This is a genomic window from Enterococcus sp. HMSC076E04, from assembly GCF_001814285.1.
Taxonomy (GTDB): domain Bacteria; phylum Bacillota; class Bacilli; order Lactobacillales; family Enterococcaceae; genus Enterococcus_B; species Enterococcus_B lactis.
In genome coordinates this window covers 156,933-169,962 of the sequence record NZ_KV815587.1, presented here as the reverse complement: position 1 = coordinate 169,962, position 13,030 = coordinate 156,933, and the positions used below count along the sequence as shown (strand labels likewise).

Annotated in this window: 16 protein-coding genes; 15 read left to right on the top strand and 1 reads right to left on the bottom strand. The window is 38.6% G+C overall.

The window, feature by feature from the left end:
* Window positions 1-189: 189 nt before the first annotated feature.
* The 12 genes from HMPREF2961_RS15700 to HMPREF2961_RS05945 all read left to right on the top strand — a co-directional run bounded on the left by HMPREF2961_RS15700 (window position 190) and on the right by HMPREF2961_RS05945 (window position 9,630).
* Window positions 190-648 carry a hypothetical protein gene (locus HMPREF2961_RS15700; RefSeq protein WP_016853053.1) on the top strand — a complete coding sequence of 153 codons (459 nt, stop codon included), beginning with the start codon at window positions 190-192 and terminating at the stop codon, window positions 646-648.
* Entirely contained in the window at window positions 531-1,223 is a 693-nt protein-coding gene (locus tag HMPREF2961_RS14595) for a YibE/F family protein (RefSeq protein ID WP_025477950.1), read from the top strand. The genes HMPREF2961_RS15700 and HMPREF2961_RS14595 overlap by 118 nt, the downstream gene beginning before the upstream one ends.
* Complete coding sequence (locus tag HMPREF2961_RS05990; RefSeq protein WP_002292754.1) at window positions 1,220-1,987, top strand: YibE/F family protein; 768 nt, start codon at window positions 1,220-1,222, stop codon at window positions 1,985-1,987. The genes HMPREF2961_RS14595 and HMPREF2961_RS05990 overlap by 4 nt, the downstream gene beginning before the upstream one ends.
* Window positions 1,988-2,086: 99 nt before the next feature.
* Window positions 2,087-3,655 (top strand): daptomycin-sensing surface protein LiaX, encoded by a 1,569-nt coding sequence (gene liaX / locus HMPREF2961_RS05985; RefSeq protein WP_070704312.1) that lies wholly within the window; start codon window positions 2,087-2,089, stop codon window positions 3,653-3,655.
* A gap of 175 nt (window positions 3,656-3,830) precedes the next feature.
* A complete protein-coding gene (locus HMPREF2961_RS05980; RefSeq protein WP_002292752.1) occupies window positions 3,831-4,139 on the top strand; it encodes a PspC domain-containing protein in 309 nt (102 codons plus the stop codon).
* Entirely contained in the window at window positions 4,139-4,489 is a 351-nt protein-coding gene (locus HMPREF2961_RS05975) for a phage holin family protein (RefSeq protein WP_002303620.1), read from the top strand. Before HMPREF2961_RS05980 ends, HMPREF2961_RS05975 begins: the two co-directional genes overlap by 1 nt.
* 165 nt (window positions 4,490-4,654) lie before the next feature.
* Window positions 4,655-5,593, top strand: a complete 939-nt coding sequence (gene hprK, locus HMPREF2961_RS05970; protein WP_002289568.1) for an HPr(Ser) kinase/phosphatase — start codon at window positions 4,655-4,657, stop codon at window positions 5,591-5,593.
* Window positions 5,594-5,607: 14 nt separating this feature from the next.
* The gene (gene lgt, locus HMPREF2961_RS05965; RefSeq protein ID WP_002308605.1) at window positions 5,608-6,438 is read left to right on the top strand and encodes a prolipoprotein diacylglyceryl transferase; all 831 of its coding nucleotides are present in this window, start codon (window positions 5,608-5,610) and stop codon (window positions 6,436-6,438) included.
* Between the two features lie 43 nt (window positions 6,439-6,481).
* Window positions 6,482-7,507 (top strand): NAD(P)H-dependent glycerol-3-phosphate dehydrogenase, encoded by a 1,026-nt coding sequence (locus HMPREF2961_RS05960; RefSeq protein WP_002308606.1) that lies wholly within the window; start codon window positions 6,482-6,484, stop codon window positions 7,505-7,507.
* 14 nt (window positions 7,508-7,521) lie between these two features.
* Window positions 7,522-8,460 (top strand): UTP--glucose-1-phosphate uridylyltransferase GalU, encoded by a 939-nt coding sequence (gene galU, locus HMPREF2961_RS05955; protein ID WP_002308607.1) that lies wholly within the window; start codon window positions 7,522-7,524, stop codon window positions 8,458-8,460.
* Between the two features lie 124 nt (window positions 8,461-8,584).
* On the top strand, window positions 8,585-9,025 hold the full coding sequence (locus HMPREF2961_RS05950; protein WP_002308608.1) for a DUF948 domain-containing protein: 441 nt from the start codon (window positions 8,585-8,587) through the stop codon (window positions 9,023-9,025).
* Window positions 9,026-9,027: 2 nt separating this feature from the next.
* Entirely contained in the window at window positions 9,028-9,630 is a 603-nt protein-coding gene (locus HMPREF2961_RS05945; RefSeq protein ID WP_002308610.1) for a YtxH domain-containing protein, read from the top strand.
* Between the two features lie 62 nt (window positions 9,631-9,692).
* Here HMPREF2961_RS05945 and HMPREF2961_RS05940 read toward each other — a convergent pair whose 3' ends face one another.
* On the bottom strand, window positions 9,693-10,796 hold the full coding sequence (locus HMPREF2961_RS05940) for an aminopeptidase P family protein (RefSeq protein ID WP_010727054.1): 1,104 nt from the start codon (window positions 10,794-10,796) through the stop codon (window positions 9,693-9,695).
* 209 nt (window positions 10,797-11,005) lie between these two features.
* On the opposite strand from HMPREF2961_RS05940, the gene ccpA reads away from it, so the two are divergent.
* From ccpA to HMPREF2961_RS05925, 3 genes are all read left to right on the top strand, one after another.
* On the top strand, window positions 11,006-12,007 hold the full coding sequence (gene ccpA / locus HMPREF2961_RS05935; RefSeq protein WP_002291653.1) for a catabolite control protein A: 1,002 nt from the start codon (window positions 11,006-11,008) through the stop codon (window positions 12,005-12,007).
* Window positions 12,008-12,360: 353 nt separating this feature from the next.
* Complete coding sequence (locus HMPREF2961_RS05930; protein WP_025481034.1) at window positions 12,361-12,756, top strand: hypothetical protein; 396 nt, start codon at window positions 12,361-12,363, stop codon at window positions 12,754-12,756.
* Window positions 12,753-13,007, top strand: a complete 255-nt coding sequence (locus tag HMPREF2961_RS05925; protein ID WP_010727056.1) for a hypothetical protein — start codon at window positions 12,753-12,755, stop codon at window positions 13,005-13,007. Before HMPREF2961_RS05930 ends, HMPREF2961_RS05925 begins: the two co-directional genes overlap by 4 nt.
* The last annotated feature ends 23 nt before the right edge of the window (window positions 13,008-13,030 follow it).

The following is a 13,030-nucleotide window of genomic DNA, read 5'->3' as shown; positions in this document are numbered from 1 at the left end:
AAGGAGGTTGTGAAATCAGCGTTTTGTCCTGAGTATTAGAGAAACAAACGGAAAAATAGTTCCTCATATTTTGCCGTTTTTTGAGCTAATACCGAAGGTCAGCTGATTGAACACCGTTTATTCTGGAAAAGGGTTTGTGACAAAACATGTCACAAACCCTTTTCATTATTCCAATAGAAAGGATAAAGAATGCAAAAAAAGATTAGCATCATCATCACTCTATTTTTTATTTGTATACTTGCTTCATGGTTTATTCAGCGTCAAGCTGCTCTATATGACGTACCTGTTATCGAGATCGAAAGAGTGAGAATAGAAGAGGATCAGCAATTGATTACAGGAAGATTGATGAACACGGACCAAAAAGGAGAAGTGATTTCTTTATCGGCTCCTTATCAAAAAAATCAAATCGAAACAGCAAATATAACAACAAGACAAATCTATCTTGTCCAAATGCATGGAGATGAATGGCAACTAGTAGCAAAAAAAATGATGGCTGGCTTTTTTTCTTTACAAGTATCTTCATTGGCACCATGTTGCTTATTGGTGGAAAACAGGGTGTATTTGCTTTGGGAAGTCTCATCGTCAACATCGTTTTACTTTTACTTTTGTTGCTCCTCTTTACCAAAACAGAAGGTATTTCTCTCTTAAATATAGCAATCTTATTTGTCGTTATAGGGATAATCGTTAGTATATTGGCGTTAGACGGATGGAATAGAAGCAGTATAATCAAAATTTCGGCTGCAGTTACAAGTGTTTTTTTAGCATTTTTTATTTGTCTTTTGACAATGAATCATTGGAAAGATCAAGGACTGCGCTATGAAGAACTGAATTATCTGACACGACCGTATCGTTCTGTTTTTCTTTCCAGCGTGCTGATTGGGACAGCTGGAGGGACACTGGATACCGTGATCACAGTCATTGCGACATTAGAAGAATTGACCAAGCAACAACCGAAAATATCAGCGAAACAGTTATGGCTTTCAGGAAGGCAAGTGGGCCGAGATGTGATTGGTTCGATGGCTAATATCCTTTTATTCGTCTATATCAGCGGAGCGATTCCATCGCTTCTGTTATATTTAGGAAATCAATGGTCTTTCAAAGAAACGGTAGAACAACATTTATCATTAGAATTTTTACGCGTCATTGCTGGCAGCTTAGGAATAGTATTATCAATCCCCATCGCGGTCCTCTTTTTTCTCGCTGTAAGGAGGTTAAAAAAATGAATGTACTTATTATACTTGTTGGGATTTTTGCAATTAGTGTGCTATTTGTCGGTGGTACGCAAGGTATGTATATTCTTTTAGGATTATTCATTAATTTAGGAATCTTTTTCCTATTATTATTCGGCTATCATCAGAAGTGGCCGATATTGGTATTGTCGATTATAGGATTCCTATTGATCGCTGTGGTTATCTTATTTTTTATCAACGGTTATAATCTGAAAATGCGAGCCGCTTTTGCCAGTATACTGATCTTTTTGTTTTGTTTCCTACTATTGATTCCTATCACTGATTTTTTAGCGATCCAAGGGTTTACTTCGATAGAACTAGAAGAACTATCTGGCTTAGATAAGACGTTAGCAATTGATTTTAGACTACTTGCGAGGTCGTTGCTTCTCATCAGTCTTAGCGGTGCTGTTTTAGATGCGAGTGTAGCGATTTCTAGTGGAACATTCGAAGTATATCAGGCAAATCCGCATTTGTCTTTTAACCAATTGCGCCATGCTAGTTTTGCCATTGCTAAAAAAATATTGGCGTCAACAGTGATGACTCTTCTTTTTGCGTTTATGGGGAGTTCTTTAGCGTTGATTCTTTGGTTCATTGATTTAGACATTCCTTTTCAGCAAATAATCAATGAAAAATCATTTGTCTTGGAATATACGATGGCTATCCTTACCACATTGGCCGCACTACTTGTCCTGCCCTTAACTTGCGTGACTACAGCATATCTCTTTACAAAAAAGAAGGAACATCTCAAGATGGAGTAAAAGTTACAACTTAAGTCCTATGACATTTTTACTGAATCAGTGCATAATATGGATGTAAGGAAAAGCTTGCAAACAATTTTGCTTAAGGAGGCAATTTCCATGAAAGAAAGAGAACGTATTTTAGACTTAGTGAAAAAAGGAATCCTTTCGACTGAAGAAGGCTTAGATTTATTAGAAAGCATGGCAACTGAAAAAGACGAAAAACAAATCAAAAAAGAAGCAGACAAGGTAACTGCTAGTCATAAAGAAAAAGATCAGGCAAGTCAATTGATCGATGAACTTGAAAACGGTGAAGAAAGAATTTCTGAGCCAGTTGATCCAAAAGAAAAAGAAAGACAAGATCAAGAAAACTTAGAAAAGATCTTAGATGAACTAGCAACTGAAGCGAATAAAACTTCGGCGCGTCTAGACGAAGTAAATGCTCAATTCGCTGACAATAAGGCAGCACGTAATGAGAAACAGGAAGCATTGATGCAGCTGAATACAAAAGAAGAATTAGGCGAGTTGACAGAAGAAGAATTAGCACAGCGTCAAACGTTAGAAGCAGAAATCAAAGAGTTAGAAGCAACCGGCGATACACTATTAGAAGAACAATTGAAGCTGGAAGCAGAATTAAAAGATATCCGCAAGAACCAATGGTCTGAGAAAAAAGAAACATTTACGGATAAGTTTGAATTGCCAGATGATTGGAAAGATCAAGCGACAGATACGCTGAATCAAGTAGGCGAAAAAATGTCAGAAGCTGGATCACAGTTAGGCAAATTCTTGAAGAAAACATTCCAAACTGTTTCAGAAACAGTAAATGATAACATGGAATGGAAAGATGTCAGCTTACGCGTCCCTGGAATTGCGACAACGAAATTTGAACATGAATTTTACTATGAAGCTCCTGCAGCAAGTATCCTTGATATCAAGGCAGCAAACGGAAACGTGACGTTAAAAACGTGGAACAGTGATGATGTGAAAGTGGAAGCCAAGATCAAACTTTACGGAAAAATGGGTGCTGAACCATTTGAAGCATTCTCTGAACGGAGCCAGATCGAGGTCAATGAAGATCATATTTCCTTTCAAATTCCAAATAAGCGTGTGCGTGCAGACCTTGTTTTCTACTTACCTAAACGAGTATACGACCATGCAGCTATCAAACTTCTAAATGGCAACATCATGATTGAGACATTGGAAGCTAAAGATATTTATACAAAATCTACGAATGGGAACATCATCGTGAACCAATTAACTGCAACGATGCTGGAAGTAGAAGGTGTAAACGGCAATATCGATATTCGAAACGGGAACATCTTAGATTCTATTATCGAAACAGTAAACGGTACAGTGACATTTGGTGCCACACCAGAAAACCTTTCTGTGTCTTTAGTAAATGGTGATGTACGTCTTACGATTAAAGAAGATAATTTGAAAAAAGTAGAAGCAAGTTCAGTGAACGGGAATGTCAAAGTTGCTTTACCAGATAGCATCGGTTTGGAAGGACACGCTAAAACAAGTCTTGGAAGCATCAACAGCCGTCTGTCCAATTACGAAGTAGTTCGTGAGAAAAAAGAACGGACAAACCAAATGTTGCAATTCCGTCGTGTTTCAGATGATGAGATCGCACAAGTGCAGCTTTCAACGACAACAGGAAGTATCTATTTAAAAGATACAGATAAATAAAGAGGTTGTGAAAGAGATGTTCAGCCTTGAGCAATAAGAAGCGATTTTTTAAAATAGCTTCCCCTATTTTAAAAAATTGTGCCTTATTGCCGATAGGCTATCTCTTGAACACCGATTAAGAAGAAGGTTGTCACAACGATTTTCTTCATTTAAAATAGTAGAACAGAGGTGAGACATGATGAAAAAAAAGTTGACAAAATCCAATAAAAATGTTGTTTTGACAGGTACTTTAGCAGGGATTGGGGAATATATCGGGATTGATCCCACTGTTATCCGTGTGCTTTATGTATTCTTAAGCTTAGTTGCTTTTGGAAGTCCAATCATTTTATACATTTTATTAGCTTTGATTATCCCATCTGCGCGTTCTGCACGAACAAACTATGGACATAACAATGCATATTATGAAAAAAACAATTATCGTGAACAAACAAAAAAACGCAAAGAAGCGGAAAAAATCGATGATGACGAATGGAGTGACTTTTAATGTCGTACTTTCAGCGTATTTTGGTTAATACGTTAACATTCATATCGTTGGCTGTTCTTTTTCCTGCGATGGTCCATGTGAGCAGTATTTGGACGGCCGTTCTTGCCAGCTTCGTATTATCTGTGTTGAACATGTTTGTCAAACCGATTTTGACGATCCTGTCCCTGCCCTTTACATTAGTCACATTGGGATTGTTTACGTTTGTTATCAATGCAGCGATTCTTAAAATGACTTCCTTTTTTGTAGGAGCAGAACATTTTAGTTTTTCTTCATTTGGTGCAGCGTTATTCGTAGCTATCTTGATGTCACTTGTCAATGTAATTGTTAGTGAACATAACAGCAGAAAATAAAAAAAGCTGTGCCGAGATCTCGGCGCAGCTTTTTTGTTTAGAATAAAGAATGCGTTTTCTATTACATTGGTAATTAAATAAAAACGTTTTTTTTAATTGGTAGTACTTTTGGCTAGACAATGATAAAATGATAGAGAACACTCTAATAGAAATGAGGTAGCATGAATGTCAGAAGTTGTAAAAGTTAGCCAATTAGTAAAAAAATTATCTTTGGAAATCGTCACAGGCGACGAGAAAAGTTTAGACCGCGTCATCGTGACTGGGGACATCTCACGCCCAGGACTAGAGTTGACCGGTTATTTTAATTATTATTCCCATAATCGTTTACAGCTATTTGGCAGTAAAGAAATCAGTTTTGCGGAACGGATGATCCCAGAAGAGCGTTTGATCATTATGAGAAGATTATGTAGTGAAGATATGCCCGCATTTATTATTTCAAGAGGATTGCCGGCTCCGGAAGAAATGATCCAAGCAGCCAATGAAAATGGGATAGCTGTGCTGCGTTCGCCTATCTCAACGTCCCGGCTGCTAGGTGAATTATCTAGTTATTTAGATGGGCGCTTAGCCCCTCGAACAAGTGTCCACGGTGTGTTAGTCGATGTCTACGGATTAGGTGTACTAATTCAAGGGGACAGTGGGATAGGGAAAAGTGAAACGGCGTTGGAACTGATTAAGCGCGGACATCGATTGATCGCAGACGATCGAGTAGATGTCTATCAGCAAGATGAACTGACGGTAATCGGAGAACCTCCTAAAATCCTGGAACATCTGATTGAGATTCGAGGGATCGGTATCATAGATGTAATGAATCTTTTCGGTGCGAGTGCGGTACGAGGCTCTATGCAAGTCCAGTTAGCTGTTTATCTAGAAGCATGGGCGAAAGATAAGAAATACGACCGTCTGGGCTCTGAAGACACGACCGTTGAAATCGCGGAAGTGGGCATTCCACAAATAAAAATCCCTGTCAAAACAGGACGAAACGTTGCAATCATCATTGAAGTAGCCGCGATGAATTTCCGCGCGCGTACAATGGGCTTTGACGCAACGAAAACATTTGAAGAAAGATTAAGTCGCTTGATTGAAGAAAACTCAGGCAATGACTAGCAAGGAGTGACAATATGTTAGCACAAATCAATCGAGTTGCTTTTGAGCTTGTAGGAATTCCTATCTACTGGTATGCATTGATTATCGTATCAGGAATCATTATTGCCATGTGGCTCAGCAGCAGAGAAGCTGTTCGGGTAGGATTAAAAGCAGATGACGTGACAGATTTTATGTTGTGGGGATTGCCGATTTCCATTATTGGTGCCCGCTTGTATTATGTTTTATTCGATCTTCCCCAATATATAGCTGATCCAATCCAGATATTCAATATCCGTTCAGGAGGATTAGCGATTTACGGGGGATTGATTGCAGGTGCAATCACACTGTACTTTTTTACCAAATATCATTTTATTTCTTTGTGGACCTTTTTAGATATCGCTGCACCAAGCGTATTATTGGCGCAGGCAATCGGACGATGGGGAAATTTCATGAACCACGAAGCGTATGGTCCAGACACGACACGAAGTTTCTTAGAAAGTCTGCATTTACCGCAATTCATCATTGATAACATGTATATCGAAGGAATCTATCGACAACCAACCTTTCTTTATGAATCACTTTGGAGTTTGATTGGATTTATTCTGCTTTTGGTTTTGCGGAAGAAACCACATCTTTTGAAAAAAGGAGAAGTCCTTTTATGTTATCTAATGTGGTATAGTTTCGGACGTTTCTTTATCGAAGGGTTACGCACAGACAGCCTTTACTTTTTAGGTGTGATCCGCATTTCTCAATTATTGTCTGCTGTTTTATTTGTCGGCACATTGATTCTGTTTATTTGGCGTAGAAAAAAAGGAAATTTACCGGATTATGACCGCTCATTAGGAAAAAATCAACAAATTATTTGATTTTTAGAGCGTTAAAAATGAAAAAAATTTCAGGAGTGGTAAAATGAATTATAGAGTAGCGGTTTTAGGACCAGGCTCTTGGGGGACTGCTTTAGCACAAGTCCTCGCTGAAAACGGACATGACGTTCGGATTTGGGGACATCGTGCTTCACAAGTAGAAGAAATCAACACCCAACACACCAATCAACGTTATTTACCAGATCATCATCTACCCGATTCCATCCGAGCATTCACCGATATGGAAGATGCAGTAAAAGATGCAGATGCGGTACTATTCGTTATCCCAACGAAAGCGATACGTTCTGTTGCAAAAGAACTAGTTGCCAAATTGAATACGAAGCCAGTGATCATCCACGCAAGTAAGGGATTAGAACAGGGAACGCATAAAAGAATCTCTGAAATCTTGTTAGAGGAAATCCCGACAGAAAAAAGAAAAGCTGTTGCTGTTCTTTCTGGGCCAAGCCATGCGGAAGAAGTAGCAAAGCATGACATTACGACGATCACAGCGGCAAGCACAGATGTAAAAGCAGCAAAATATGTACAAGAGCTGTTCATGAACCATTATTTTCGAATCTATACCAACCCTGATGTGATTGGTGTAGAGATGGGAGCAGCTTTGAAAAATATTATTGCCATTGGAGCTGGTGCTATTCACGGCTTAGGGTTTGGCGATAATGCAAAAGCGGCAATCATGACGCGCGGATTAGCTGAGATCAGCCGTTTAGGTGTAGCAATGGGTGCCAACCCACTGACCTTTATTGGCTTAAGCGGAGTAGGTGATCTAGTCGTTACTTGCACAAGTGTTCATTCCAGAAACTGGCGCGCAGGCAACTTGTTAGGACAAGGTCAGCCTCTAGAAGAGGTGCTAGCCAATATGGGAATGGTTGTTGAAGGTGTGAATACTACTCAAGCAGCGATGGAACTAGCCCAAATGATGGAAATCGAAATGCCCATCACTCAAACAATCTATGAAGTGCTGTATGAACAAAAAGAAATCAAAACAGCCGCAAAAGAAATCATGTTACGTGATGGGAAAAAAGAAAATGAATTCTCATTAACAATTTTTTGAAGGAGCGAATGTATATGAAAGTAAAAAAAGCAGTTATTCCAGCAGCAGGATTAGGAACAAGATTTTTACCAGCAACAAAGGCGATGGCAAAGGAAATGTTGCCAATCGTGGACAAACCAACGATCCAATTCATCGTTGAAGAAGCGTTGAAATCAGGAATCGAAGACATCTTGATCGTTACAGGAAAAGCTAAACGACCAATCGAAGATCACTTTGATTCAAATATCGAATTAGAAACAAACCTAAGTGAAAAAGGAAAAACCGAATTATTGAAATTAGTAGAAGAAACGACAGATGTCAATTTGCATTTCATCCGTCAATCTCATCCAAAGGGGTTAGGACACGCCGTTCTTCAAGCAAGAGCCTTTATTGGAAATGAACCGTTTGTCGTTATGCTAGGCGATGATATCATGGAAGACGAAGTACCATTGACACAGCAATTGATCGATGACTATGAGCGTACACACGCTTCTACGATTGCCGTTATGCAAGTTCCTCACGATGAAACTTCAAAATACGGAATCATCAACCCAGGGGAAGTACTGGAAGATGGGTTATACAATGTCAAAAACTTTGTTGAAAAACCAGATCCAAGCAAAGCACCAAGTGATTTAGCTATTATTGGGCGTTACTTATTGACTCCAGAAATCTTTGATGTATTATCAGAACAACAACCAGGTGCTGGAAATGAGATCCAACTAACTGACGCAATCGATACGTTGAATAAAACACAACGCGTATTTGCCCGTAAATTCACAGGTAAACGTTATGACGTTGGTGACAAATTTGGTTTTATGAAAACAAGTATTGAATATGGTCTGACACATCCAGAAGTAGGGGCACCTTTGCGTGAATACATCATGTCTTTAGGTAAAACATTAGAAGCAGAAGGAAGCAAGATCAATCATAATCCAAAAGGAATAACAGAAATCAAAGAAGAAAAGAAAAAATAATCTTTTTTTCTAACGAGCTTCAGCTGCTAATTGAATAAAAAGTAGTTGAAGCTCGTTTTTATTTGTTTAAAAAACACGAAAATGCTATCCTTATAGAAAAGAGAGACAAGAAGGGAGTTTGATCATGTCAGGAGGAGAAATTGCAGGATTGATCGCAGCAATCGCCTTTGCGATACTTGTCGTTTTCATCGTTCGCGTATTGTTGCAAGTTTCCAAAACTTTAGAAAAAGTAGACCAGACTGTCGCAGAAGCAAATACGACAATTGAGATCGTCACACAAGACGTAGATCTTTTATCTAGACAAGTAGAAGGCTTGCTAGTCAAAAGTAATGAGCTGCTCTTGGATATCAATGGAAAAGTCGCAACGATCGATCCATTGTTCACAGCAGTTGCTGATTTAAGTGAAAGTGTATCGGAACTTAATCATTCTAGTAAAAACATCGTGACGAAAGTCGGCGGAATCGGAAAAACGACAGCTAAAGCGACTGTTGCCGGAAAAGTCGGTGGAACAGCGATGAAATTTTTTAAAAACAAAAAACATACTGAAACGACAGGAGGAAAATAAGAATGGCTAAAAAAGGTGGATTTTTATTAGGTGCAGTAGTTGGAGGTACAGCCGCAGCAATCGCCGCATTATTGTTAGCACCCAAATCTGGTAAAGAACTTCGGGATGAATTGGCTGCTCAAGCAGATGATTTGATGGACATGGCTTCAGATTACACAGATATGGCAAAAGAAAAATCATCTGAGTTAACAGGTATTGCAAAAGAAAAAGCGCAAGATCTTTCTCAACAAGCAGGGGATCTAGCAGGCAATGTTAAGCAGAAGGTAAGTGAATCAGCAGAGGAAGCAGGAAGTGAATCAGATGATATCTTGTTAAACCTCAAAGAACAATCAGCTGATTTATCTAATCGTTTCAAAAAAACAGCAGAAGATCTGAAAAAGCCAGCAGACGAATTAGGTAGTATTGCTAAAGATACTTCAGAAGATATCATGATCGATGTAAAAGATGCTGCAGATAAAGCAGGAGAGACGGTCAATGAAGGAATGTCAGAAGCAAAACCAGTTGCAGATGACACAAAAGAAATGTTGAAAATGGCAAAAGAAGATGCAAAAGAAGCTAAGAAAGAAATGAAAGATACAATGACAGATTCGACTACCAATCACTAAGATTACTCATTTCTAGAATAAAAAAGGTGAGAGCGGACCAGCTCTCACCTTTTTTATTTTCATTACTCTAAAACAAGTAATTCTTTTGGTGTAGTCGTGAATGGCACACAACCATCACTTGTCACATACACACAATCTTCGATACGTACCCCTACTTTTTCAGGAATATAGATTCCTGGTTCAAGAGAGAAGCACATCCCTTCTTCAATCACTAAGTCGTTTCCTTCTACAAGAGAAGGGAATTCGTGGACGGTTGTTCCGATTCCGTGACCTAAACGGTGATTGAAATATTCGCCGTAGCCATAGCTGTTGATCACGTTTCGTGCGATTTGATCAAGTTCACCTGCTGTCACACCTGGGCGAACTGCCTCTTGTGCGGCAAGCTGTGCTTCAAGAGTGATGTTATAGATTTTTTCTTGGAATTCAGTTGGTTTTTGATAAGCAACTGTACGAGTAGCATCACTGCAATAGCCATTCCAAATAACGCCAAGATCGAATAACACTAGTTCATTTGGTGAAACCTTCGTGCTTCCTGGTGTACCATGAGGGCTTGCAGCATTTGCTCCTGCAAGGACTAATGTGTCGAAAGACATTTGTGAAACACCTTGTTTTTTTAATTGGTATTCGATTTCTGCGATAATTGCTTGTTCAGTTACGCCTTCTTTTACTGTTTTGAAGCCAATTTCAAAGGCAACATCGGCCCATTTACCAGCTTCGATCAGTTTGTCTTTTTCTTCTACCGTTTTGATCAGTTGCAGACGCTGGATAATAGAAGTTAGATCGGTGTAAGAATCTGTACCTGTCAAGATATCAGAGATAGCATCGAAGCGATCGACAGTCAGAGCATTCTTTTCAATACCTACATTACCAGGTTGCCCATAGCGTGCGCGAAGCTCTTTTCCGATGATCTCCCAAGGATTTTCGCTGTCTAAGTAGCCACGTACATCGTACGTCCAGCTGCTGTTTTGAGCATCTTCAACTTCCAGAGCAGGAGTGAAAAGGAAAGGATCTTGTTCCAGAGGGATAAAAAGAGCTAGTACACGCTCGTGAGGATCACTTTCATATCCGGAAAAGTAAGCGATGTGGCCAGGGTCGCTGATATAAGCCAATTCTACTTGGTGTTGTGCCATCCATTGACGTAGTTCATTGATTTTTACGTTATTCATTTAGCAACCTACTTTCTAAATTAATTTTGTATTCAATAATTGTACCACTGATTGATTAAAAGACCAACGTTCTTAAAACTGAAAAAAGTAAAAATTTTCATGAAAACAGAGATAAAACGGTTGCAATTGTTGAGATTATTTGATATCCTATTTTAGAAATGTAAGACGTATTTTCAGAAAACATATAAAATATGAATAGGAGAACACAAATGGAAAAGCAAACAATCACTATCTATGATGTAGCGAGAGAGGCAAATGTTTCGATGGCTACTGTTTCACGTGTCGTAAATGGCAATCCAAACGTCAAACCAGCAACAAGAAAAAAAGTCTTGGAAGTTATCGATCGCTTGGATTATCGTCCAAATGCAGTCGCACGTGGCTTGGCAAGTAAGAAAACAACAACAGTTGGGGTAATCATTCCTGATGTCAGCAATATGTTCTTTGCCTCTTTAGCACGTGGTATCGACGATGTGGCAACAATGTACAAATACAATATCATCTTAGCAAACTCAGATGGCAACGATCAAAAAGAAGTCAATGTATTGAATAATTTATTGGCTAAGCAAGTGGACGGCGTGATCTTTATGGGTCACCATATCACAGACGAAATCCGTGGAGAATTTTCACGTTCAAAAACGCCTGTTGTACTAGCTGGTTCCATTGATCCAGATGAACAAGTAGGTAGCGTAAACATTGATTATGTATCAGCAACAAAAGATGCAGTAAATAAATTAGCAAAAAGCGGCAATAAAAAAATCGCTTTTGTCAGCGGTGCGCTGATTGATCCTATCAATGGCCAAAACCGTTTGAAAGGCTATAAAGAAGCATTAAGCGAAAACAATCTACCATATAGCGAAGGATTAATCTTTGAGGCACAATACAACTTTAAAGATGGTCTGTCTCTAGTTGACCGGATCCATAATAGCGGTGCAACAGCTGTCTATGTTTCAGACGATGAATTAGCCATTGGTATCTTGGATGGTTTATTAGACCGTGGCGTAAAAGTACCAGAAGAATTCGAAATCATCACAAGCAACAATTCTTTACTGACAGAAGTAGCTCGTCCTCGTTTGACAAGTATCACACAACCATTATACGATTTAGGAGCGGTATCCATGCGCCTATTGACGAAAATGATGAATAAAGAAGAAGTCGAAGAAAAAACGATTATCTTGCCTTATGGAATCGAAGAAAAAGGATCAACTAAATAATAAAAGATCAATCATTTAAAGGTTGTTCCCAAAGTGGTCAACTTCTGGAACAACCTTTATACGAGAAAAGGGGTTATGACAAAATTTTGTCATAACCCCTTTTTTTGTGACTTTAAAAAAAAGAGAGAATGGCGGAAACAAACCTTACGTCCATCGTATACGACACAATCTGTGCGTAGATGCTACATTTTGTTCACTACTATCAAAATTACTTTAAAATGAAAACGTGATAAAAAAGAAAGTAGAAAAGTAGAAAAGTAACTCTAAAAAATCCAAAAAAATCCAGGCTCGATTGCGTACTTATCTTAAAGGAGAAACAATCCATCATACATAACCCGAAAGGAGACTTCTATTTGCCTAAGAAAAGACGAAAGACCATAGTCATCATTTTGACCATTCTTACTATAGGAATCGGAGGAAAATTTTACATGGACAAAAGAGAAGCGCAAAAACAGCAAGATTTACTCGCAGTAGAAAAACAGTCCGTCAAAGTTCTGAAAAATACCTTTGCGGATATCAAGGAAGTGAAGGTAGAAGAATTTAAAAAAAACCCTGTTACCGGAAGTTATGGTGCACTTGTGACAATGACAAATAATGAAGGGAAATCTGTTTATTTTGATTATAGTTTTTGGAAGGAGAGAAATGAACTTGGTGGTTTTGGCATTGAGAACAGAGCGGTACAAAAGACAGGAGTCACTATAAAAAGAGTAAAAGTAATTTTTTCTAACGGACAGGAGGAGTTAGTATGACAATAAACGATAAGCATTACAATGATATTAGTGAGAAGGTTTATTGGCTAGATCCCAAATATCCCCGCTACAATGAGGGATACAAAAAGAACTCTGTTAAAGAATTTGCTGGTATGGAATTTCAAATCTTACAAATCAAAGACTCATTGGACGGCATGCAGGCGATGGTTGTAGCGCCAATCGTCCATAGCAAATTGGAGAAAAATTTCAAAAATAAAAAAATTCCTGCAAACTTTCGCGTACTTAAATAATGAAGGTATCAATACCGTACATA

Excerpts from the sequence above, each read along its gene's own strand:
- HMPREF2961_RS15700 (WP_016853053.1), top strand. The coding sequence starts at position 190 with ATGCAAAAAAAGATTAGCATCATCATCACTCTATTTTTTATTTGTATA.
- HMPREF2961_RS14595 (WP_025477950.1), top strand. The coding sequence starts at position 531 with ATGTTGCTTATTGGTGGAAAACAGGGTGTATTTGCTTTGGGAAGTCTC.
- HMPREF2961_RS05990 (WP_002292754.1), top strand. The coding sequence starts at position 1,220 with ATGAATGTACTTATTATACTTGTTGGGATTTTTGCAATTAGTGTGCTA.
- liaX (WP_070704312.1), top strand. The coding sequence starts at position 2,087 with ATGAAAGAAAGAGAACGTATTTTAGACTTAGTGAAAAAAGGAATCCTT.
- HMPREF2961_RS05980 (WP_002292752.1), top strand. The coding sequence starts at position 3,831 with ATGATGAAAAAAAAGTTGACAAAATCCAATAAAAATGTTGTTTTGACA.
- HMPREF2961_RS05975 (WP_002303620.1), top strand. The coding sequence starts at position 4,139 with ATGTCGTACTTTCAGCGTATTTTGGTTAATACGTTAACATTCATATCG.
- hprK (WP_002289568.1), top strand. The coding sequence starts at position 4,655 with ATGTCAGAAGTTGTAAAAGTTAGCCAATTAGTAAAAAAATTATCTTTG.
- lgt (WP_002308605.1), top strand. The coding sequence starts at position 5,608 with ATGTTAGCACAAATCAATCGAGTTGCTTTTGAGCTTGTAGGAATTCCT.
- HMPREF2961_RS05960 (WP_002308606.1), top strand. The coding sequence starts at position 6,482 with ATGAATTATAGAGTAGCGGTTTTAGGACCAGGCTCTTGGGGGACTGCT.
- galU (WP_002308607.1), top strand. The coding sequence starts at position 7,522 with ATGAAAGTAAAAAAAGCAGTTATTCCAGCAGCAGGATTAGGAACAAGA.
- HMPREF2961_RS05950 (WP_002308608.1), top strand. The coding sequence starts at position 8,585 with ATGTCAGGAGGAGAAATTGCAGGATTGATCGCAGCAATCGCCTTTGCG.
- HMPREF2961_RS05945 (WP_002308610.1), top strand. The coding sequence starts at position 9,028 with ATGGCTAAAAAAGGTGGATTTTTATTAGGTGCAGTAGTTGGAGGTACA.
- HMPREF2961_RS05940 (WP_010727054.1), bottom strand. The coding sequence starts at position 10,796 with ATGAATAACGTAAAAATCAATGAACTACGTCAATGGATGGCACAACAC.
- ccpA (WP_002291653.1), top strand. The coding sequence starts at position 11,006 with ATGGAAAAGCAAACAATCACTATCTATGATGTAGCGAGAGAGGCAAAT.
- HMPREF2961_RS05925 (WP_010727056.1), top strand. The coding sequence starts at position 12,753 with ATGACAATAAACGATAAGCATTACAATGATATTAGTGAGAAGGTTTAT.